At 40.8% G+C, this 20,929-nt stretch carries 16 protein-coding genes; 6 read left to right on the plus strand and 10 right to left on the minus strand.

The window, feature by feature from the left end; translation table 11 throughout:
- Positions 1 to 68 precede the first annotated feature (68 nt).
- On the plus strand, positions 69 to 2,504 hold the full coding sequence (locus LVD17_RS11265; RefSeq protein WP_233766832.1) for an ABC transporter permease: 2,436 nt from the start codon (positions 69 to 71) through the stop codon (positions 2,502 to 2,504).
- A 41-nt stretch (positions 2,505 to 2,545) separates the two neighbouring features.
- On the opposite strand, the gene LVD17_RS11270 is transcribed toward LVD17_RS11265, so the two are convergent.
- Together LVD17_RS11270 and hemE are read right to left on the minus strand one after the other, a co-directional pair.
- On the minus strand, positions 2,546 to 3,043 hold the full coding sequence (locus LVD17_RS11270; protein WP_233766833.1) for a hypothetical protein: 498 nt from the start codon (positions 3,041 to 3,043) through the stop codon (positions 2,546 to 2,548).
- A 70-nt stretch (positions 3,044 to 3,113) separates the two neighbouring features.
- On the minus strand, positions 3,114 to 4,148 hold the full coding sequence (gene hemE, locus LVD17_RS11275; protein WP_233766834.1) for a uroporphyrinogen decarboxylase: 1,035 nt from the start codon (positions 4,146 to 4,148) through the stop codon (positions 3,114 to 3,116).
- A 97-nt stretch (positions 4,149 to 4,245) separates the two neighbouring features.
- Here hemE and LVD17_RS11280 point away from each other — a divergent pair, with 97 nt between their 5' ends.
- Both LVD17_RS11280 and LVD17_RS11285 read left to right on the plus strand, forming a co-directional pair.
- The gene (locus tag LVD17_RS11280) at positions 4,246 to 5,136 is read left to right on the plus strand and encodes an SdiA-regulated domain-containing protein (RefSeq protein WP_233766836.1); all 891 of its coding nucleotides are present in this window, start codon (positions 4,246 to 4,248) and stop codon (positions 5,134 to 5,136) included.
- A 45-nt stretch (positions 5,137 to 5,181) separates the two neighbouring features.
- A complete protein-coding gene (locus LVD17_RS11285; RefSeq protein ID WP_233766837.1) occupies positions 5,182 to 8,907 on the plus strand; it encodes a metallophosphoesterase in 3,726 nt (1,241 codons plus the stop codon).
- Positions 8,908 to 8,933: 26 nt separating this feature from the next.
- On the opposite strand, the gene LVD17_RS11290 is transcribed toward LVD17_RS11285, so the two are convergent.
- From LVD17_RS11290 to fabG, 4 genes are all read right to left on the minus strand, one after another.
- Positions 8,934 to 9,140, minus strand: a complete 207-nt coding sequence (locus tag LVD17_RS11290; protein WP_233766838.1) for a hypothetical protein — start codon at positions 9,138 to 9,140, stop codon at positions 8,934 to 8,936.
- 168 nt (positions 9,141 to 9,308) lie between these two features.
- Positions 9,309 to 10,271 (minus strand): GyrI-like domain-containing protein, encoded by a 963-nt coding sequence (locus LVD17_RS11295; RefSeq protein ID WP_233766839.1) that lies wholly within the window; start codon positions 10,269 to 10,271, stop codon positions 9,309 to 9,311.
- 110 nt (positions 10,272 to 10,381) lie between these two features.
- Positions 10,382 to 11,359: a radical SAM protein gene (locus LVD17_RS11300; RefSeq protein WP_233766840.1), complete on the minus strand. Its 978-nt coding sequence runs from the start codon at positions 11,357 to 11,359 to the stop codon at positions 10,382 to 10,384.
- Positions 11,360 to 11,599: 240 nt separating this feature from the next.
- Positions 11,600 to 12,346: a 3-oxoacyl-[acyl-carrier-protein] reductase gene (gene fabG / locus LVD17_RS11305; RefSeq protein WP_233766841.1), complete on the minus strand. Its 747-nt coding sequence runs from the start codon at positions 12,344 to 12,346 to the stop codon at positions 11,600 to 11,602.
- A gap of 219 nt (positions 12,347 to 12,565) precedes the next feature.
- On the opposite strand from fabG, the gene LVD17_RS11310 reads away from it, so the two are divergent.
- Positions 12,566 to 13,276: a response regulator gene (locus tag LVD17_RS11310; protein ID WP_233766842.1), complete on the plus strand. Its 711-nt coding sequence runs from the start codon at positions 12,566 to 12,568 to the stop codon at positions 13,274 to 13,276.
- Here the strand turns inward: LVD17_RS11310 and LVD17_RS11315 are convergent.
- Positions 13,251 to 14,597, minus strand: coding sequence for a sigma-54-dependent transcriptional regulator (locus LVD17_RS11315; protein WP_233766843.1), 1,347 nt, complete (start codon positions 14,595 to 14,597; stop codon positions 13,251 to 13,253). The two genes, LVD17_RS11310 and LVD17_RS11315, sit on opposite strands and share 26 nt — an antisense overlap.
- A 146-nt stretch (positions 14,598 to 14,743) precedes the next feature.
- The gene (locus LVD17_RS11320; protein ID WP_233766845.1) at positions 14,744 to 15,079 is read right to left on the minus strand and encodes a hypothetical protein; all 336 of its coding nucleotides are present in this window, start codon (positions 15,077 to 15,079) and stop codon (positions 14,744 to 14,746) included.
- Between the two features lie 267 nt (positions 15,080 to 15,346).
- Here LVD17_RS11320 and lpdA point away from each other — a divergent pair, with 267 nt between their 5' ends.
- On the plus strand, positions 15,347 to 16,741 hold the full coding sequence (lpdA, locus tag LVD17_RS11325; RefSeq protein ID WP_233766847.1) for a dihydrolipoyl dehydrogenase: 1,395 nt from the start codon (positions 15,347 to 15,349) through the stop codon (positions 16,739 to 16,741).
- 526 nt (positions 16,742 to 17,267) lie between these two features.
- A complete protein-coding gene (locus tag LVD17_RS11330; RefSeq protein ID WP_233766849.1) occupies positions 17,268 to 18,062 on the plus strand; it encodes a LamG domain-containing protein in 795 nt (264 codons plus the stop codon).
- A gap of 71 nt (positions 18,063 to 18,133) precedes the next feature.
- Here the strand turns inward: LVD17_RS11330 and LVD17_RS11335 are convergent, their stop codons facing one another.
- Entirely contained in the window at positions 18,134 to 20,383 is a 2,250-nt protein-coding gene (locus LVD17_RS11335; protein WP_233766850.1) for a TonB-dependent receptor, read from the minus strand.
- A gap of 101 nt (positions 20,384 to 20,484) precedes the next feature.
- Complete coding sequence (locus tag LVD17_RS11340; protein WP_233766852.1) at positions 20,485 to 20,853, minus strand: hypothetical protein; 369 nt, start codon at positions 20,851 to 20,853, stop codon at positions 20,485 to 20,487.
- Between the last annotated feature and the right edge of the window lie 76 nt (positions 20,854 to 20,929).

The raw sequence follows: 20,929 nt of genomic DNA on the forward strand, positions 1-20,929 counted from the left end.
GTTGATAGTTTATTTGTAACTTATAGTATTGAAATCGGGTAATTATATTTACTCTAAAGATTAATGCCATGGTTCGTAACTATATTAAAATAGCTCTGAGAAGCCTGCTAAAGAATAAGATATACACTTTCATAAATGTAGCAGGACTGTCTATCGGTGTTGCAAGTTGTCTTATGATTGTAATAAATGTTCAGGATGAGCTCTCCTATGACGATTTTCATAAGGATTCAGACCAGATCTACAAATTTGTATTGGAAAGGCTCTATCCTGATCATAAAACCAACTATGCGGTTACACCTCACTCTTTTTCCGATGTATTGGTAAGTGATTTTCCTGAAGTTATTAACGCCACGCGGGTATTTGGAGGTGCTAATAACCCAATAATAGTTCGGTATAGTGATGACGCTGGCAATGAGAAGGTTTTCGAAGAAAATAACTTTATAGCAGCAGATTCCACCTTCTTTGATCTGTTTAGTTTCCGCGCAATCAAGGGTGATCTTAATAAGGCGCTTTCCCTGCCTCAGAGTGTAGTGATTACGCGGGATATAGAGGCTAAGTATTTTGGCGAATCGGACCCTTTGGGAAAAACTCTAAATACGGATTTTGGCGAATTTTTGGTGACTGGTGTGATCGAAAACATACCAGAGAACTCACACCTGACATTTGATTTTGTTACATCTTTGAGGAGCCTTCCTTTTATATTTCAAAATGAAAATTTTGTCTCATTTACCACTCACACTTATTTGAAACTCAAGCCTGAAACTTCTGCAGTGCAGTTGGAAAGTAAATTTCCCGGAATGGTAAAACGCTACGCCGCCCCACAAATAGAAAGTAATCTCAATATGAGCTACGAACAATATGTCAGCGCTGGTAATGGCTATAATTATACGCTTATTCCACTTGAGGATATTCATCTGCATCCTATAGAATATCAAGGGGAGTTTGCAGCAGGTGGTAATATCTATGATATTTATGTCTTCACTTCCATTGCTTTGTTAATACTCATTATTGCATGTATAAACTTTATGAATTTATCTACAGCAAGATCGACAGAACGAGCTAAGGAAGTTGGTATTCGGAAGACCCTTGGATCCGCCCGGGGTCAATTAATAGGCCAGTTTATCACGGAGTCGGTCATTATCGCGCTTGCTGCCACTGTTATGGCGTTGGTTTTGGTTTATCTGGCACTTCCGTACTTCAATACGTTATTAGAAAAGAATCTTGTTTTGGAGATTAGTTCCGCAAACGTACTTGTGGTTCTATTATTTGCCATCATGGTTGGGCTTCTGGCTGGCACGTACCCCGCTTTTGTCCTGTCGGGATTCAATCCGGTGAGGGTGCTTAAGGGAAACATCTTAACCAATAAGAACACTGCATGGTTTAGAAATGGCTTGGTTGTGTTTCAGTTTGCCATCTCTATTTTTTTGATAGCAGGAACGCTGATTGTATGGGATCAGCTAACTTATATAAAAAGTAAGGATCTGGGGTTTGACAAGGACCGGGTGATGATTTTGGAGCGGGCTAACATTCTTGATACTCAGCAAAAAACATTTATGGATGAGCTTCGAGACCTTCCGCAGGTTTTATCGGTGGGTGGGTCAGGATCTCTGCCTGTAAATCAGTACTTCGGCATTCAGTTTATGCCTCCCGGAGCCTCTGAAGTGCTTACGGTTAATGCAATGCAACTGGATGATCATTACAGTGAAACAATGGGGTTTGAAATTGTTCAGGGGCGCGGATTTTCAGAAAATTTCAACGACTCATTATCGGTGGTTGTCAATGAGCGGACGGCTGAACTTCTTGGAGAAAACCCTATTGGTATGAAGCTAACGAATACAGTACCTGGAGATACTCCCTTAATTAGAAAGTTTGAGGTGATTGGAGTCGTTCGTAATTTTCATTATATGACACTCAGGGATGCAATAAGCCCTTTCGTGCTTATGAGCGATGAGAATGGTCTCAATAACGTAGCGTTCATATCGATACGCATCAGAGAAGGAGAACTCTCGGAAACCATAGCGGCTATTGAGAGTAAATGGCAGGAGTTTGTTCCCCAGGAGCCGTTTAAATATTCATTTTTGAACGAGGAGTTAACCAAACAGTACAAAAATGAAGCAAGCTCAGGCAGCGTGCTTGGCCTGTTTTCAGTTTTGGCAATAATTATTGCATGCGTCGGTTTATTTGGGCTGGCGTCTTATATGGCAGGTTTACGTACTAAAGAGATAGGTGTGAGGAAAGTAATGGGAGCTTCTGCTGCGAGTGTGGTGCTGCTTCTGTCGAAGGATTTTAGCAAGCTTATCGTTCTGGCTATGTTCGTGGCTGTTCCTGTAGTCTGGTATTTTATGACCCAGTGGCTGGAGGCTTTTGCATATAAAACTTCCATTGGAGCTGATGTGTTTATTATATCTGGCCTCTCGGCATTGATTGTTGCCTGGCTTACAACAAGCTATCAGGCTATAAAGGCAGCTACTGTTAATCCTGTTAAGTCACTAAGGAGTGAGTAACTGTTTCTGGCCATAGACAGAAGCAGTCACTCTAATTTTGCTTAGGGCAGGGATTTTAAGTTTAAAGCCCTGGATATTTCTTCAGCCAAATCTTCATCTTCATTATCAGTGATATTGATGGTTATCAAATACCTGCCGTTAATTCCGAGAATAAGCGTAGATTCCTTGTCGGCTTTGTTGTAGCTGAACCAGCCATTCATACCATTAATAGTAACACTGTGTGCCTTCTGCTCTTCATCTTCATAAGCCATATTGCCAGTCCACGCCATAGTGGTGCCCTGATAAATAGAGGCGGCGCCCCTATAGTCCATGATCGTAATTGTCAAAAAGGAATCTCCTTTGCTATATTCCCTCATAGCTGAAGAGTACGACATTTCATTCATTTCAAACATATTACCGTCAGGGTCACCTTCGGCAGTAAAGCCTGCCAGTGATTCCGGTAAATGTTTTTGTAATTCCTTATAATGAACTGCCTTGTCTTGTGCATAAAGTACAGTTCCAGACAGCAAAATGATGAGATTAAGTAAGGTTTTCTTCATGATTTTATAATTAACTAAAGACAAGTTAATCTTATTTTATTAAAAAGTATCAGGAAGAAAGAGAATAAATTTAACGAATTTTTGTACTATATTCTTTTACAGTATCTACAAATAGTCTCACCTTTCCGGGGTCGGTATCGGGATATACTCCATGACCCAGATTGGCAATATGTCGTTGAGGGCCGAATTCATTCAGCATGGTTTTTACGGCTTCTTGTATACGTGATTCATCTGCATATAACACGCATGGGTCCAGATTGCCCTGCACCGTTTTATTTTCCCCTAACAGCTGTCTCGATTCTTTGATGTCCATACACCAATCCAGGCCTACTGTGTTACAGTTAATTTGGCTGAGCAATTTTCTTGCAAAATAGGCGTCTTTGGCAAATACAGTTTTTGGTACTTCTGTAATAGCATCACAGATTTGACTTATGTATTTAAGGCTGAACTGCTCATATTGTACGGGTGATAGTATACCGGCCCATGAATCAAATATCTGAACCAGATCAGCACCAGCTGCTATTTGTGCTTTTAGGTAATTAATGGTGCTGTCAGTTATCATTTGCAGTAGTTGGTGGGCCATATTAGGATCGGTGTAAAGCATGGCTCGTGCTTTAGAGAAAGTTTTGCTGCCACTTCCTTCTACCATATAAGCGAATATAGTCCATGGTGCGCCTGCAAATCCTATTATCGGAACTCTTCCGTGTAGTTCTCTTTTGGTTATTTTAATGGCCTCCAATGTGTAACTGATATCATCGGCCCCGGCAACTTTTATTTTCTTCAGATCAGCTGCCGATTTTATGGTGGAAGGGAAGCGTGGACCCTTCTTTTCAATCATTTCATAGGGAAGTCCCATAGCTTCCGGGATAACCAGAATATCTGAAAATATAATGGCAGCATCAACCCCAAGAATGTCAACCGGTTGAATAGTAACCTCGGCAGCCAGTTCGGGGGTTTCTACCAACTCTTTAAATCCGGATAAGGAGTTTCTTACAGCTCGGTATTCTGGTAATATTCGTCCGGCCTGACGCATGAGCCATACAGGAGTACGCTCTGTTTTTTCGCCTTTGATTGTGCGAAGAATAAGGTCATTTTTTAAATGCATGCACAAAGATACTGCTACAGATAACTAATAAAAATATGGACTATTTTTTTGTCAAACTGTTTTTCTGGAAATTTGTTGAAAACCAAACACCGACGTTTTGAAACACCTGATTTTTACATGTATTGTCTTCTCATTTTTAGCCCTGTCTTCTATCAACTGCAATAGTATTACAAATACTGCTCCTGATAGTGTTTATATGGATTATGACCACCACAAGGTTCCGTATAAGCTGTATGCGCCAGATGAAAAATATTCTCTTCATTACGATCTTGAGGAAATTTCAGGCCTTGCCCTTCTGAATAACGAACGTCTTGTGGCTGTAGAAGATGAGCGGGGTTACGTCTATGTACTAAAGGCACAAAACGGAGAGGTTGAACGTAAAATAAAGTTTGCAAAAGGAGGAGATTACGAAGGTGTTGAAGTAGTTGGCAATTATGTATATGTGGTAAAAAGCAACGGCGATATTTTTTCATTCCAAATTTCTGATGCTGAAGAAGTAAAGGCCGATGAAACAGATACCGACCTTTCCTCTAGCAATAATATTGAAGGACTGGGGGTTTTGGACGGTAAGTTGTTGATTGCCTGCAAGGGTAAGGGGGAAATCAATGATAAAAAAGTTAAGGGTAAAGCTGTATATGAATATATTATCGAAGAAAAGAAAATAGCCAATGAGCCACTTTTTCATATCGAAGAAGAACAGATTGAAGCTTTTATTAAAAAGAGAAAATTTTTTAACAAAATACACGGATTTGACCCATCTGCCATCGCTGTTCACCCGTTGAATTCCGATATATACTGGCTTTCTGCCGACAAAGTGCTGGTGGTTTTGTCTCCTGATTTTAAGCTTAAAGAGGTTGTCCGGTTGGATGGTAATATTTACAGGCAGCTGGAAGGTATATGTTTTGCGCCGGATGGTACCATGTATCTTTCCAGCGAAGGAGATGGAGCCAGAGGTAAAATTTTTAAAATTAGTTATAAGTCTTATTAGAAGTTAAAATGGATTTGGCTAATTTTTAACTTCAACCGCACTTTTATGAAAAAAATATTGGTTTTTGGGGTTTTGGGCTTGGGTTTATTTTTAAGCCTTAATAGTTATAGTCAAACAAACTCTGCTGATACCTTAACCTATTCTGTATTTTTAGTAGGTGATGCCGGTAAAATTACTCCCGGACAGAAGAAAATCTTTGAGGTACTCAAACGGCAGCTTGACTCGGCCGGGACGAACAGCACCTTAATATTTCTGGGTGATAATCTATATCCGAAAGGCATGCCTCCTGAATATAGTCTTGACCGGAAAGCCTCCGAAGCGGCCATTGATAAACAATTGTCCCTAACAACCGATTATGAGGGGAAGTACTTTTTTATTCCCGGAAACCATGATTGGGCTCAGGGAAGAAGCTACGGATGGTCTTATGTGCAAAATCAGGAGGATTATATTGAGGGGAAAGCAGCAGGTAGCAACGTTTTTCTGCCTGATAATGGTTGTCCCGGACCAGTGGCTGTTGCCCTTAACGAGGAGGTGGAACTTATAATTATTGATACACAATGGTTTCTGCATGGATGGGACAAGCCCAATGAGCAACAGGGGGATTGCCCTACTGGTAATCCTATCGAGGTGTTGCAATTAATGAATGATATAATCAAGAGAAACCCTGAGAAGAAAATTATTGTAGCCACTCACCACCCTATGTACTCTTATGGCAATCACGGCGGATTTAATACCGTCAAGGATCATTTTTTCCCACTGACAGAACTGGCGCCACAGCTATATATTCCTTTGCCTGTTGTAGGCTCTATATATCCGTTCTTTCGTAAGGTCTTCGGCAATATTCAGGACATTTCACATCCTAAATACAGGGATATGAGAAATAGCATGGTCAATATTTTTGACAATTATCCTGGCCTTATCCATGTTTCAGGACATGAACATGCGCTGGAATATATTTACAAGGATAGTATTCACTACATTGTAAGCGGCTCGGGTTGTAAAACCGAATATGTACGAACGAAGGGCTTTGCGGAATACACGGAGTCCGTAAATGGTTTCGCACGGCTTAATTTTTATAAGAATGGCGAAGTTGGAGTTCAGTATTGGAAGCCTGCTAAAAGTGATACTACTTCCGGGGAGCTATCTTTTGAAAAGATACTGTTTAAAAGGCCCTTTCAGCCCAAGCTTACCACCGCAGAGTTTGAACGTAAATTTGACCTTAAAGATAGCGTGGTAGTTGCAAATGCCAGCAACCAGTATGGAACCAGAAAAAGGTTTGGTAAAAAGCTGATGGGGGAAAACTACAGGGCAGAGTGGAAGCAGAAAATAGAAGTTCCTGTTTTTGATATTGGTACTGAGCACGGGGGCTTACAGATTGTGCAGCGTGGGGGTGGTATGCAAACCAAATCACTGCGGCTTGAAGCTTCCAACGGTAAACAATATGTTTTGAGGTCTATTGAAAAGTATCCTGAAAACGCCGTGCCAGCCTTTTTAAGGGAGACTTTTGCTGTTGACCTCGTACAGGATCAGATATCTGCAGCTCACCCGTATGGAGCATTTGTGATCCCACATCTTGCAGATGCGGTAGGTATTTATCATACCAATCCTAAACTGGTTTATATTCCGGATGATCCCCGGTTTGGTGAATATCAAAAGACATTTGCAAATACACTTGCCCTTTATGAAGAAAGACCGGATGATGACTGGTCAGATGCTTCTTTTTTTGGCAATTCTGAAAAGATCGTTAGTACTTCGAAAGTATTAAATGAGCTCATGGAAGATAATGATAATGAAGTGGATCAAAGATTTACGCTGAAATCCAGGCTTTTTGATCTGGTTATCGGAGATTGGGATCGTCACGATGACCAGTGGCGATGGGCAAGGTTTAAAAAGGAAGATGAGAAAGGAGATATTTACAGGCCCGTTCCGCGCGATCGTGATCAGGCATTCTTTGTAAATGAAGGGCTGTTGCCTGGTCTCGTAAGCAGAAAATGGGCCTTGCCGAAACTGGAAGGATTTGACTACGATGTAAGATGGCCGTCAGGCTTTATGTTTAATGCACGATATTTTGACCGTTCATTTCTTACAGGGCTTTCCCGGGAAGATTGGGTGACTATTGCTCACGGTATCCAGGATAGCTTAACAGATGCAAAAATTGACGAGGCTATCCGTCAGTGGCCAGATTCTATCTATGCCCTGCATGGGAAAGAAGTTGGGGCAAAGATCAAGGCCAGAAGAGATAACCTTGAGAAATATGCCATTGAACATTACTTGTTTTTGGCCAGGGAGGTGGATATAGCTGGCAGTGATAAGCATGAATATTTTCATGTAAAAAGACTTGAAAACGGAGATGTACATGTAGTGGTTCGAAAAATGAAGAAGGATGGTGATAAAAAGAAAAAGATTTATGACCGGCTTTTTAAACTAAATGAAACCAGGGAGATAAGGCTTTATGGTTTAGGTGGAGAAGATGAGTTTTTAATTGAAGGAGATAGTAAGCAAGGCATTAAAGTAAGAGTTATCGGGGGAGAGGATGAAGATATAATAAAGGATCGGTCACATGTAGCAGGTTGGGGACGAAAGAACGTTTTTTATGATACAAAGCTCGGCAATGAGTTTGAATTTAGTAGTGAAAGCAAGAGGCGCTTGTCGGACAGCCCGGAGGTGAATCGCTATGATCGCAAAGCCTTTAAATATGATATGCTGATGCCACTGGTTACGGGTAATCTAAACCCTGATGATGGCCTTTTCATTGGGGGAGGCTTTATGTACACTGCGCATGGTTTCCGGAAAGAGCCCTATAAGAGCAGGCATATGCTACTCGCCAGCTATGCATTAAAAACTTCTTCATATGATTTCCGGTATACAGGTGATTTTACGGATGTGGTAAGTGATTGGAACCTAAATATTAAACTTAGTGTGAAACAGCCAAATTATGTAAATAACTTTTTTGGCTTAGGCAATGAGTCCGAGTTTAATCAGGATATTGACGAGGTAACGAATGTGGGGCGACCTATTAGTTATTACAGGCTGCGCTTTCAGGAGATGTCGTCTGATATAGGCCTTTACAAGAAAGTAGGAGGGTTTGCCACTTTTTCCATCTCTCATAAATTTCAGTCCGTTGAAATTGAAGATACTGATGATGACGACCGCTTCATAAATGATTTTAACAATGCTACCGGTACGGTAGACTTTGATGTTTACCAAAGCTATACAGGAGGTGCGATAAACCTGACTTTTGATAAACGTAATAGTGCCCAATTGACTACCGCGGGTGTTTTCTGGAGCAATGAAGCATCTGTACTGACCGGGATAAGCCATGCAGAAAAGACCTTTTCATCCTTCAATTCAGAGCTGGCTTTTTATTACACACTCAGGTTGCCGTCGTCATTTACATTGGCCACGCGTTTTGGTGCCGGAAGCAATTTCGGGGATTACGAATTCTATCAGGCTCAGGTCCTGGATGGTAAATCAGAACTACGCGGATACCGCAAAACAAGGTTTTATGGTGATAGCAAACTCTATAACAATTTTGAAGTACGCTGGAATTTATTCTCTTTCCGTACGTACATATTTCCTGCCAGTATGGGAATATTGGCTTTTAACGATATAGGAAGAGTTTGGCTGGACGGTGAAGATTCCAGCCTGTGGCATCATGGCTACGGAGGCGGTTTATGGGTTGCTCCATTCAATACGGCTGTATTGTCAGCCGAGGTCGGCCACTCCGAAGAAGAAACTCTTTTCTATATCCGGTTAGGTTTTATGTTTTAAGAATGCAGTTGACTATTCTTTAAACCCTAAAGCTGATATATGGTCTTAATAGAAGCTTTGGGAATGGATAAGCCTCCCTTGGTTAAAACTATGTCCTGCTTTAAACCTACAATAGTGTCGACAATGGTTTCATACCCTTCGTTGATGATTTTAACGATACGAACACTTTTGTTATAAAAGTTCCCCAGTATCAGGGCCCTTTTCAATTTGATTTCTTTTTTTTCGTTTTGCATGGTTTTATTTGGGTTGTAGAACTAGTAACGACCATGGTCAGTATTTTATTTGCCGTTATCTTAAAATAACCCAATTTTTCATTCTCTTCTACGGGTTTGATCGACGAATTGACTTATTTGTCGGTGAATTAACAAAAAAAATTCTGATCACGGGGTTACCTCTGAAATCTAGTGAGCCATGACTGATTTTGGTGCCATGCAAACCGGGTATCTTATAATCGTTTTTAATTCTCTTTCGGGAGTGTTTCTCGGATCAGAAATATAAATTTTGTGATGATGGCCATTTACTTGCAGTCTGTTCTCGTGGATAAAGCTTGTTACCTTTTCGATGGCTGACTTCTCAGTGCCATAAGGGCCAACATGTAGAACTTGTACACTTTTGCCTTCATTAAGAGTAATGAACTGAACTTCACTGGCCAGCATAATGTTGTTTTTGCCTATAACTTCTGCTGCGGCTTCGTCAACGTTATTTGATGTTATAAATTCAGGCAGACGAATCAGAATGTTCCAGTACCAGTCTTCCCGTGGAGCTTCATTAAAAGGTACATCAGACTCAACCCACCATTGTTCTTCTATTTTAGAGACTACAAAGTCTTTGCCTGCAGCCTTGCTGGTAAATTTTAAATGACAGGCTACAGCATGCACTGCTTCTAATGCCTCCGTAAATCTACGGTTGTCAGGAGCGCTTACCCCTTGTATTGATAAATAATTTGTAGGATCAAGTTCAATAAGCACCGGTTCTTTTGTGACTTTGTAATAATTAGAATCATTCTTAAACAGGTCCGGCTTTCTGCGGTGCCTGAAAACTTCATCCGTAAATAGTTCAAAGGCATCCATAATGAGTATGTCATCAAAGGCAGACATTAAAGGTACAAACTCCTTCATGTGGTTTATTTTGTTTGCTGCAGCTTTAGCAGAATCAGGAGAGCTCCATTTTACAAGATCAATAAACAACAGATCATTACTCATTGCCTTTAACGTCCTGTATTCCATAAAACCCGGAAACTTTTCAATCTCAGAACGTATAAGGCTATGTACTTCTTCGAAATCATCCGGGTGGTGATGCTTTACTTTATATATTACGATCTTAACTATAGCTGCCTCTTGCTTTGGATATTCTAACGATGTCATTATCAATATTTTTAAATTAGCTTTTGCTTTCTATAGAGCAAAGAAAGTAGCTATGGGTGACAGCCCTATGTCAGTAGAAATTTGAGTGCCGGATTTTTTTCAGGATATTTTCAAAGAAGCTGCTTCCAGGTTCCTTTCATGCGATTATACTTGATGGTGCTGGGCAGTGCTTTCCACCAATATTTATTAAGCTCCACTGCGAAGGAAGGTTGCATGTAACAGTTGATGGTACAACCTTCGCATTGAGGAAATTTGCCTTCCAGTGAAATCAGTTTTTGTACTTCCTCGGATTTGTAAACCTGGTAGAGATTGCCATTTATAGCGAATGATTTTATTCCCAGGTGGTAACATGGTAGCACAAGCTCATTTTCCGGAGAGATAACTATGGTAGAGCTTCCTGCCTTGCAAACCGGTTTATTTACATGATTGCCTCCATCTTTTCTTAATTGGATAAAGGCCTCATTTAAATAAACGCCGGGCTTTCTGGCCCATTCTTGAAGTTTTAGTAAAGTTGAATCAGACAGCCTCTCACCAGTACTCACCTCATGGTAGTCAAAAACCGGATTGAGGATCAGTACAAGCCCATTGGGTTTGCAGATGTTGTTGTACACGTCCTCAATTTGGTGGACATTGGTTTCAAATATTGTAAAAAGTATATCAGGCTTTTCACCTAATAGTTTGGCTTTAGCAATCGATTCGATCAGGAAATCATAACAGGCTACACCTCTTGACCTGTTGTGCTCTTCTTTATCGGGCGAGTCAAGCGAGAAATGAAGCATGTCGATCTTTCCCTTGAGCTGTTCCGCCCATTTTGGATAAAGCAGGCAGTTGGTAGTAAGTGTGGTAATGAAGCCATGGTCTTTGGCTAACGCTAATAGCTTATCGATCTGGCGATGCAACAGTGGTTCTCCTCCCGTGAAATCAACAACTTTTACACCAAGCCTTTTAAGGTCTTTAAAATTAGTTTCCGCAGTTTGAATGTCGATGTATGGGGATGGGCGCTCCCAGATATCACAAAAGCCACATCGCGCATTGCACCTGTACGTGACATAGTAATTACATAGTACAGGATGTGAAATGAGCCTCATAATTTGAAGTTACTATATCTCCTTCAACATGACAACTAGTCTGGAAATCCTGAAGCCATTAGATATGCAAAAACCGTATCTTCGTACGGCTTTTGCATTGTTATCGACCAGGATGTCTCTCCTCAAATTGTCTTATTTCTTCTTTAACCTGCCTCCGTTCCCTTCTATAGTTTATGATTTCGGTAATGGCTTTTACCACTCCTGCAAACGTAAAAAGGATCAGAATTTCAAAAATACTCATTACGTTAACATGCCACCGTCAACCTGGATCACCTGACCGGTAATGTACGACGACATATCAGAGCCAAGGAAAACGCAAGCTTCAGCTACATCTTCGGGACTACCACCTCTTTTTAGAGGAATAGCATCTCTCCAGCCCTGCACCGTTTTCTCATCAAGCTTGTCAGTCATTTCAGTTTCTATAAAGCCGGGAGCGATAGCATTAGACCGTATACCTCTTGACCCTAACTCAAGAGCCACAGATTTGGTGAAACCTATAATACCTGCTTTAGAAGCAGAGTAGTTGGTTTGTCCGGCATTACCTTTCAGGCCTACAACTGAGGTCATGTTTATGATCGAACCACTTCTTTGTTTCATCATAGTTTTGGTTGCGGCCTTTACGGTATTGAAACAAGACTTCAGGTTAATGTTGATTACATCATCCCAGTCAGCTTCATTGATCCTTAACAGAAGGTTGTCCTTTGTTATGCCGGCATTATTTACCAGGATATCCAAAGAACCGAAATCACTTACCACGTCATTAATAAGCTGCTCTGCAGCAGCGAAATCCGAAGCATCAGAACGGTAACCTTTGGCTTTAACGCCTTTTTCCTGAAGCTCTTTTTCAAGAGCCTGACCTTTTTCAACACTGGATAGATAAGTGAATGCTATGTTGGCACCCTGTTCGGCGTATTTATGAGCAATGGCGTACCCTATGCCTTTTGAGGCTCCTGTTACAAGTGCGGTTTTTCCTTCTAATAATTTCATGGTATAAATTGGCTTTTTAATGATTTACATGACTGACCGAGGTTCGGCACATGCTTAATCTTTTATGATAATGAATGATTTATTTAAAAAAAGGTGTTTTTATTGGCTTTACTAATATTTTACCCATTTGGTGATCCAAAGAAAAATAAAAGAAACAACACCGACAAAAATGAAGTGATGAATTGCTTACAAAGGCTTGATTTTTGCGGTTGGGTTTGAATGATGACAGATAGTAAAAAAAGAATAATATATCTCGAGGATGACGAGTTTACCCGACTGATGGTGCAGGCGCAGTTTGAAAATGCCGGATTTTCCGTGGAAGCTTTCTCAAGCTACTCAGATCTTATAGAAGCCATGAAGGAAAAGCAGTATGACATAGTAGTTACCGACCTGAATGTTGACGGGCACGAGCCTCAGCAACTGATTAGAAGCATAAAGTCCATTAACGCTATTCCGGTGGTAGTGCTCAGCGCCTCGGCGGTTGAAGTATCAGGAGCAAACTTATCACTAGAAAAGCCTTTAAAAAATGAGGATATCAAAGAGGTTGAGGGTTTGCTGGTAAAAACAGAAGATAGAATTAACCTTAGTAAAGTATATAAGTTTGCCTGTGGAGATCAGGAGTTGCTGGTGAGCTATGTGAATACTTTTATTGATAACTATGAAAAAGATCTTCTTCTGTTAAAGTCAGAAATAGATAGTGCTGATATAAGGGTTATCAAAAACCTCGCGCATAAAATGCTTTCGTCAGTATCATACTACGATCAGGATTCGCTGAATAAGCTTTTACAAAAACTGGAGCTTAGCGCCTCTGGCATGAGTAAAAGACAAATAACAGATCATTTTCAACAGATAGAGTATTACTCTGATAAATTACTTAATGGTATAAGGAAACAAGTTAAAGACACTACGCCTCCAACTCATACTTCCTGATTTTGTTGTATAATGTAGAGCGGTCAATTTTTAAAATCCTGGCTGCTTTTGATTTATTAAACTTCACATCTTTCAGTGTCTGCGCAATCAGGGCTTTTTCACTTTGGATGGCAAGTGTTTTTAGGTCCTTGGGCGGGCTAAATTCCTTGTTTGACGATAACTTGTTTTCTGCGGTTAGCTCCGGAAGGTTATCAGAACTCAGATATTCTTCTGTCTCTAATAAAACAGACCGCCTCACCATATTTTTTAATTCCCGGATGTTTCCCGGCCAGTCGTAGTTTAGAAATACATCCATTACTTCATTAGAAAAGCCTTTGACACTTCGGTTAAGTTCACGATTGGCCCTTTCGAGAAAATACCTCGCGTAAACCTCAATGTCCTGTTTCCGTTGTCTGAGTGGAGGTATATTAATTTGAAATTCATTGATCCGGTGAAACAGATCCTCTCTGAAATTGCTGTCAGCGGATGCTACCGGGCTAAGATTTTCATTAGTTGCTGTAATAAGTCTCACATCGACATCAAAATCTTTGGTTCCGCCAACCTTACGAACCTTTCTTTCCTGCAATACGCGAAGGAGTTTTACCTGCACCTCATAAGATAGGTTGCCAATCTCATCCAAAAACAATGTTCCTCCATTTGCCAGCTTAAATTGGCCGTCTTTGTCGTTTATAGCTCCTGTAAAAGCTCCTTTTACATGCCCGAAAAGCTCGCTGGCAGCAAGGTTTTCCGACAATGCTCCACAATCTATCGAAACGAAAGGTTTATCTTTGCGCTTGCTTTTCTGGTGAATAAGACGAGCAATATATTCTTTGCCCGTACCGCTTTCACCAAGTATCAATACCGACATATCAGTTTCCGCCACCAACCCTACATGCTGTATTATCCGTTGGAAATCAGGGCTTTGTCCGTTTACAAATTCAAAATTTTGAGTTGCGGGAGCCGGAGGTGCTTCCTCTGCCGATTTTTTGACCAGGGCTTTATTGATGATGCTTAGCAGCTCGTCAGGGTTGATTGGTTTTGCAATATATTCGAAGGCCCCCAGCTTAATAGCCTTGACGGCACTTTTGATGTGAGCGTAATTTGTCATAATAATAACGGCACAGTCATGATCCTTCTTTTTAATTTCCTTTAAAAGATCAAGCCCATCCAGATCAGGCATTTTAAGATCTGAGAGTATGATGTCAAAAGATTTTTCATTGAGCTTTCGTAAGGCCATCATGCCGTTAGAGGCACTGTCACACTCGAAACTGTTCTTTACAAGAAACCCCTTTAGCATGGTTGCAAAGGAAACATCATCCTCAACTATTAAAATACTTGCCATTATTAATTATTACTTTGTTAAAGCTTAACGGTTTGCCAGGGGCAAATGTGATCTATAAGCTAACAAAAATAAAGGCCCACTTGTTAAAGCGGGCCTTTCTGGAGTTAAAGAAGTGCTATTGGCTGTTGAAAGACTAAACCATCCTGTTAGTCTTCAATCAACCCACCATCTTTATTGTACACTTTTATCTGCTTTTGCTTTTTTTCATTGGCGAAGTGAACCTCATATTCCACCTTTTCTTTATCGTCAGAGTAAGTGATTTTATAAACCTTGGCAATATTCCATTTGGCAAATTCACCGCCCATAATAGCATCTTTGATAGATGCAGGAAGTTCAGACGGTGTTATTTCAGTTTTCTTAGGGTCAATTTTCAAAACAACCTCATCAGCCGATTTAACTTCTGAAGTAGTAGCCTGGGTTGATACAATGGCTGCAAAAGTAAGCGCAAATGCGGCTATAAATATTTTGGTCAGTTTCATCATTATAATCGTTTTGGTTAAAAATTCATTTATTACAATCAGGTACAGAATTGTGCCAAACCTTATTTTATTATATAATGCTCTGGTATTCAGTATTTTAATTCTTTCCGGTATTGGGGAATGGAAGAAGGCTGTGGCATTTTCCTACAAAATGATGTGTACCTGTGTAGACTGCTCCAGGTGCTATCTGGAAAGCAAATTTTTTTCTAAGGCCATTTCGATTAAATTTGCAATCCCACGATTAAACAGGAAATTAAAACACGTTATAACATGTCAAAGAAATATGATCTTTTAGTATTAGGTAGTGGACCTGGTGGTTATGTTGCCGCTATTCGCGCTGCTCAGTTGGGATTACAAGTTGGGGTTGTGGAAAAGGAGTCTTTGGGAGGTATTTGTCTTAACTGGGGTTGTATTCCTACCAAGGCGCTATTAAAAAGTGCTAATGTTTTTGAATACATATCACATGCCGCTGATTACGGAATCAGTGTAAAAGATGCCAAGGCAGATTTGGATGGCATGGTGAAGCGAAGCAGAGGTGTTGCCGATGGTATGAGCAAAGGTATTCAGTTCTTGTTTAAAAAGAACAAGATCGATGCTATCATGGGCTTTGGTAAACTAAAGGCCGGTAAGAAAATAGAAGTTACTGCTGAGGATGGCAAAACAGAAACCTATAGCGCAGATCATATTATCGTTGCCACTGGTGGCCGCTCCAGGCAGTTACCTAACCTGCCTATAGATGGCAAAAACATCATAGGCTACAGAGAGGCTTTGGTTCTCGATAAGGCACCTAAAAAAATGGTAATAGTTGGTTCAGGAGCTATCGGGGTGGAATTTGCATATTTTTACAACACTATAGGCACCGAAGTAACGGTTGTAGAGTTTATGCCTAGGCTTGTCCCTGTTGAAGACGAAGAGGTTTCAAAAGCACTTGAGAGGAATTTCAAGAAAGCCGGTATGAAGGTAATGACCAGCTCTGAAGTTACTCATGTGGATACCAAAGGTAAAGGCTGTAAGGTTACCGTAAAAACGAAAAAAGGTGATGAGATAATAGACTGTGATGTTGTACTTTCTGCAGTAGGTATCTCTACGAACCTTGAAGGCATAGGCCTTGAGGATATTGGCGTGGCTACAGATAAAGGGAAGGTAATCGTTGATGATTATTATAAAACTAACATACCTGGCGTATATGCCATCGGAGATATTGTACATGGGCCTGCCCTGGCACATGTGGCTTCGGCTGAAGGTATCATTTGCGTTGAAAAAATAGCCGGAGAAAACCCTCAGCCTCTTGATTATAACAACATACCGGGATGTACCTATTGTAGCCCCGAGATAGCCTCGGTTGGGTACACGGAAGCTGCTGCTAAGGAAGCCGGTTATGAGCTTAAAGTGGGTAAATTCCCATTCTCGGCATCAGGTAAAGCCAGTGCCGCAGGAGCCAAGGATGGTTTTGTAAAGCTTATCTTTGATGCTAAATATGGCGAATTGCTGGGCGCCCATATGATAGGAGCTAACGTTACTGAAATGATTGCAGAAATTGTGGCTGTGAGGAAACTGGAAACAACCGGTCATGAGATCATAAAAGCTGTACACCCTCACCCCACCATGTCGGAGGCAGTGATGGAAGCAGCAGCAGCAGCGTATGATGAAGTGATTCATATATAATTTGATAAAAATTATTACCCGAAAGGGACTGGTCTTAAGTTAGGGGGCGGGTGTCATGTCTGCCGACTATTGACAAGTGCATATTTAAGCCTTTAACTTTTGATACAGTCCCTTTCTATTTTTTAATCCACAAAGCATATCCCGGCTGATCAACCGGTGAAGGGTCCGAAACATTCCCAATTTGTGCCCCGCCATATACCCCCTTTTGGTTAATTAATTCCCCAATGTGTTGATTAATTGAACAAAAAATATGTTTGTAATCTTGTCCTTCCTAAAAACTAATGCGTTGATAATGTTCGATTAATGCGCCGCTTTTAAGTTTAATTAATTAGTAAAATCAGTCAATCTGTGAGAGGACAGCTTATTAATAATTAAAAATTACGTGAATTAATCTTCTCGGTTTTGGGTTATAGACTTTGATAGTGCTATATCAATTTACAGGTTTCAGAATTTAATAGGTGAGTTTGGGTGTGAAAGTTGCCCAAGGATTAAGACATAGATGTTTTAACTCACATAAACTATTAATATGATGAAATCACATGTTTACACACTCAGGATATTGTGCCTGGCACTGGCTGTAGCAATAGCCGGCTGCTCAGAGGAAGACGACCCATCTGCCGACCCCGGAGAGGAAGAAATAGTTGATCCGCCTACGCCCTCTTTAACTTTTGCGACCCCCTCAGACTCAACAGGGATTGCATTTGAAGTAGTTGGTAACCCCGTAGTTGACGGAACAAAGTATACCTTTAACACCACTGATGAAGATAATGGTTGTGGAATGCCTGGTGGGGATTATATCAAACTGGATACACTCGACCCCATTTGGGATAAAGGTTTTGCCGTAGCAGCCTGGGTAGAATTTCAGGAAGAAGAACGTTACTACGAAAGAATTGTCGATTTTGGTAACGGATGGGGCGAAAACGGTGGAATGAATATTACACTGTCACGCCTGGCACGTTCTGCCGATCTGGTTTTAACCAGTTGGATAGACACTGACTCTTTAACTAATCGCGAAAAAGGAAGACTTATCGCGCGTGACGCAATAGTCAATGGTGAGACTTTGTTTTATGCAGCTACAGTTAGTCCTACGGGAGAAATGAAGATATATGTAAATGGGGAATTGGCGGCTGAAAAGGCTGATGGGCATCCGGTTGCCAATGTTGTACGAAATGAGAATTTCATTGGACACTCTAATTGGTGTCAGGAAGATTATGACTTTAAGGGAACAATTGATGGAATGTACATATACAACAGGGCAATAACTCCGAAAGAAGTTAGGGCTCTATATGACCTTCGAGCTGGCTCAGATCAGGCTAAATAGCAAAAAATTGTCTTAAGAATACGGCCATTTCTGTTTCCAGGAAATGGCCGTATTTTTAAAACTACGAAACCCTAAAAGAAAAAGCTGAGACTTGCCTTTGCAAATAGTGGGCTTCCAGGGGTAAAATGTATTTCCGATACAGGGGCAGTTTCATTAAACAGGCGTGATTCTGTATCAAACTGTGCCTCTTTCCACTCACTATCCAGGACATTTACTATGGAAAACCCCACCTCATATCTTGGACGAGTATAATTTAAGGTAGCATCCAAAAGAAAATACCCTTCCGCCTTGATGCTGTTATCTTCGTTGGCTGGTCTGTCATCCATATACCTGTATCGCAGGCTTCCGTTAATTCCATTTTTCATGTTAAAGCTTACACCTCCAATGCTCGTGAAAGTCGGAGCCAGTGGGATATGATTGGCCTCTTCCGGTTCATTAACCGCTTCCGGATCAGTGAAATTCAAATCCGCATCAAGGTAAAGCCATTGTAATAGTTGATATCTGAAGGATAAGTCCAGTCCCCTTCGCCTGGTTTCTCCGCTAGGTTCTACTATGCCCTCATCACCTACATATACAAATTCCTGATCAAGATTGAGTTGCCATATGGCTGCATTGATTGACAGATTAGGCACAGGCTTGTAAATGCCTCCAAAGTCGAAACCATAGGCTTTTGGTAATACGTCCTTTCCACTTTGTGCTACCACTACCCTGGTATCATTAGAGTGAAAGCCAATACCTGCTTTGGCAAAAAGACCAATTTTAGGTGTTAGCTTATATGTTGCACTAAACTTTGGAGAGAATACACCTTCGCTCTCACCTTGCCTTTCATAAGTGCTGGCCAATGCATCTACATAATTGAATATGAAATGATCATAACGTAAGCTTCCGTTAATGGAAAACACGGGGGTAATATCGAGGGTTTCACTAACGTAGGCGTATACATTAGTCTCATCAATATCTCCTTTGGCCAGATCATCCAGTACCTCCCTGCGGTTTAGGGTATGAGATAGTCGGATGTCATTAACATCATCATACCTGAACCCTGCACCCGCCTTAGATGTAAGGTTACGGTTTCCCAGAAATCCCTCCTTGGTATATGTGCCGGCATACCCGTAAATATTTCTGTTTTCCGATTGTGTGATCTGGTCTCCGTTTACGGGGTCATTGAGGAAGAAAGTAAAATTGGAAACCAACATAAAATCGTAGCTGGAAAAGAAAACCTGGTGTTCAAGGTTTGCATCATTACCGAGATCGAGATTATATCTTATGTTCAGGTTTGTACGGCTGGTTTCCCCACCTTCTGTATCATCAATAGCTCCGAACCGACCTATTTGTCCACTTTCTACTGCTCTTACAGGTATCTGACCAGAGGCATCCCACTTACTTGTAAATCGAGAGGCTGATATTGAAAGTAATCTTTTGTTATCAAAATATCCGGTGTATTTACCCATAATGTTGATGCGCGAAAAATTTTGAGGACTTTCAAAATACCCATCGGTAAGATATAGCTCAGAAGCGAGATACAGGTTTTCACGGTTCCCATTTTTCTGTTTGTTATACAGATCGATGAGACCCACACTCCTTAAGGTGCCGTATTGTCCACCTTCCAGTTTAATCATGCTGCTATCGAGCCTGTCCCTGGTACTGAATGCTGCATATCCTGCTGTGGTAAAGTTACCCTGATCTGCGTAGTAAGGCCCCTTGTTGAAGTTTACGCGTTCAATGGTTTCTGGTATGACAAAATGCAGGTCAGAATAGCCTTGTCCATGGGCGTGCGATACCATATTTACAGGCATCCCGTCTACCGTCAGGTTGATATCTGTACCATGGTCAATATCAAATCCACGTAAAAATATCTGCTCCGCCTTGCCACCACCTGCGTGTTGGGCAATAAAAAGGCCAGGAACAAGCCTTAGTACGTCCTGAGAACTTTCCGTGGGACGCAGCTTTATGTCATAGGCAGATATGGAACTGAGATTTTTGACTTCTTCAGAAGTAATAACCACATCGGCCAGCTCAATATTTCCTTGTTGTAGATAAAAGTCCAGGTTTAGTTCTTTGTCTGTTATTTCTATTTCCTTCTGTTGACTTTTATAACCGATATAGGACACAGACACTGTAAAAGTACCAGCCGGCAATTTTAGTTTAAAGTTTCCGAAGGCATCAGCTGAGGCACCAGCTCCGTTACCAACTAATATATTGGCTCCGGGTAATGGCTCACCCTGATGGTTATATATTTGCCCGCTAAATATTTGCTGGGCATAAAGATTCTGGCAATAGCAAAGCACAGCTACCAGAATTAGTAGTTTGATTTTTGTCATAATTTATATTTAAAGCATTAATAATCAGGCAGTAAAGTGCTAATCTTGTCTATACAAGCTTTGAATTGCCCTTTGAAGCATTAGTATTTGCTCTTTGTGATTTATGACAGAATGGGAGGAGGGGTAGGAGGAACGAGTTTGTGCGTTTTTGAAATGTCCTGAACATAGCCCGAGAAGGAGACATCAGTGCCGGAATTTGTAAATATCCATACACCATTTTCGGTTACGTAGTTGAGCAGGAATATAATTTTTAATGGAGAGTGAACAGGGGAATCATTGTTCTCAATATCTTTTAACTTTTCGAAAGCTTTACTATGATCTTCAACGTGGTGGTGATGATGATCATGAGTGTGATGATGTATGATATTAGGGATCTGGTGTAAAGTGTCATGCACAATAGTGAATATACCATATCCCATAAAGGAACCTGAGTAAAATAAGAAAAGTGGTATGGCAATAATGTTTCTCAAGGAATAAGACTATCTTTTACTCATGGGGCTGCATTTGCAATTTTAGTGTACTTGGTGCCAAGTTCAAAGTTTGTAC

The organism is Fulvivirga ulvae, from assembly GCF_021389975.1.
Classification (GTDB): Bacteria; Bacteroidota; Bacteroidia; order Cytophagales; family Cyclobacteriaceae; genus Fulvivirga; species Fulvivirga ulvae.

What these genes read in the sequence shown, in the direction of transcription:
- LVD17_RS11265 (WP_233766832.1), top strand. Translation starts at nt 69, where the DNA reads ATGGTTCGTAACTATATTAAAATAGCTCTGAGAAGCCTGCTAAAGAAT.
- LVD17_RS11270 (WP_233766833.1), bottom strand. Translation starts at nt 3,043, where the DNA reads ATGAAGAAAACCTTACTTAATCTCATCATTTTGCTGTCTGGAACTGTA.
- hemE (WP_233766834.1), bottom strand. Translation starts at nt 4,148, where the DNA reads ATGCATTTAAAAAATGACCTTATTCTTCGCACAATCAAAGGCGAAAAA.
- LVD17_RS11285 (WP_233766837.1), top strand. Translation starts at nt 5,182, where the DNA reads ATGAAAAAAATATTGGTTTTTGGGGTTTTGGGCTTGGGTTTATTTTTA.
- LVD17_RS11290 (WP_233766838.1), bottom strand. Translation starts at nt 9,140, where the DNA reads ATGCAAAACGAAAAAAAAGAAATCAAATTGAAAAGGGCCCTGATACTG.
- LVD17_RS11295 (WP_233766839.1), bottom strand. Translation starts at nt 10,271, where the DNA reads ATGACATCGTTAGAATATCCAAAGCAAGAGGCAGCTATAGTTAAGATC.
- LVD17_RS11300 (WP_233766840.1), bottom strand. Translation starts at nt 11,359, where the DNA reads ATGAGGCTCATTTCACATCCTGTACTATGTAATTACTATGTCACGTAC.
- fabG (WP_233766841.1), bottom strand. Translation starts at nt 12,346, where the DNA reads ATGAAATTATTAGAAGGAAAAACCGCACTTGTAACAGGAGCCTCAAAA.
- LVD17_RS11310 (WP_233766842.1), top strand. Translation starts at nt 12,566, where the DNA reads ATGATGACAGATAGTAAAAAAAGAATAATATATCTCGAGGATGACGAG.
- LVD17_RS11315 (WP_233766843.1), bottom strand. Translation starts at nt 14,597, where the DNA reads ATGGCAAGTATTTTAATAGTTGAGGATGATGTTTCCTTTGCAACCATG.
- LVD17_RS11320 (WP_233766845.1), bottom strand. Translation starts at nt 15,079, where the DNA reads ATGATGAAACTGACCAAAATATTTATAGCCGCATTTGCGCTTACTTTT.
- lpdA (WP_233766847.1), top strand. Translation starts at nt 15,347, where the DNA reads ATGTCAAAGAAATATGATCTTTTAGTATTAGGTAGTGGACCTGGTGGT.
- LVD17_RS11330 (WP_233766849.1), top strand. Translation starts at nt 17,268, where the DNA reads ATGATGAAATCACATGTTTACACACTCAGGATATTGTGCCTGGCACTG.
- LVD17_RS11335 (WP_233766850.1), bottom strand. Translation starts at nt 20,383, where the DNA reads ATGACAAAAATCAAACTACTAATTCTGGTAGCTGTGCTTTGCTATTGC.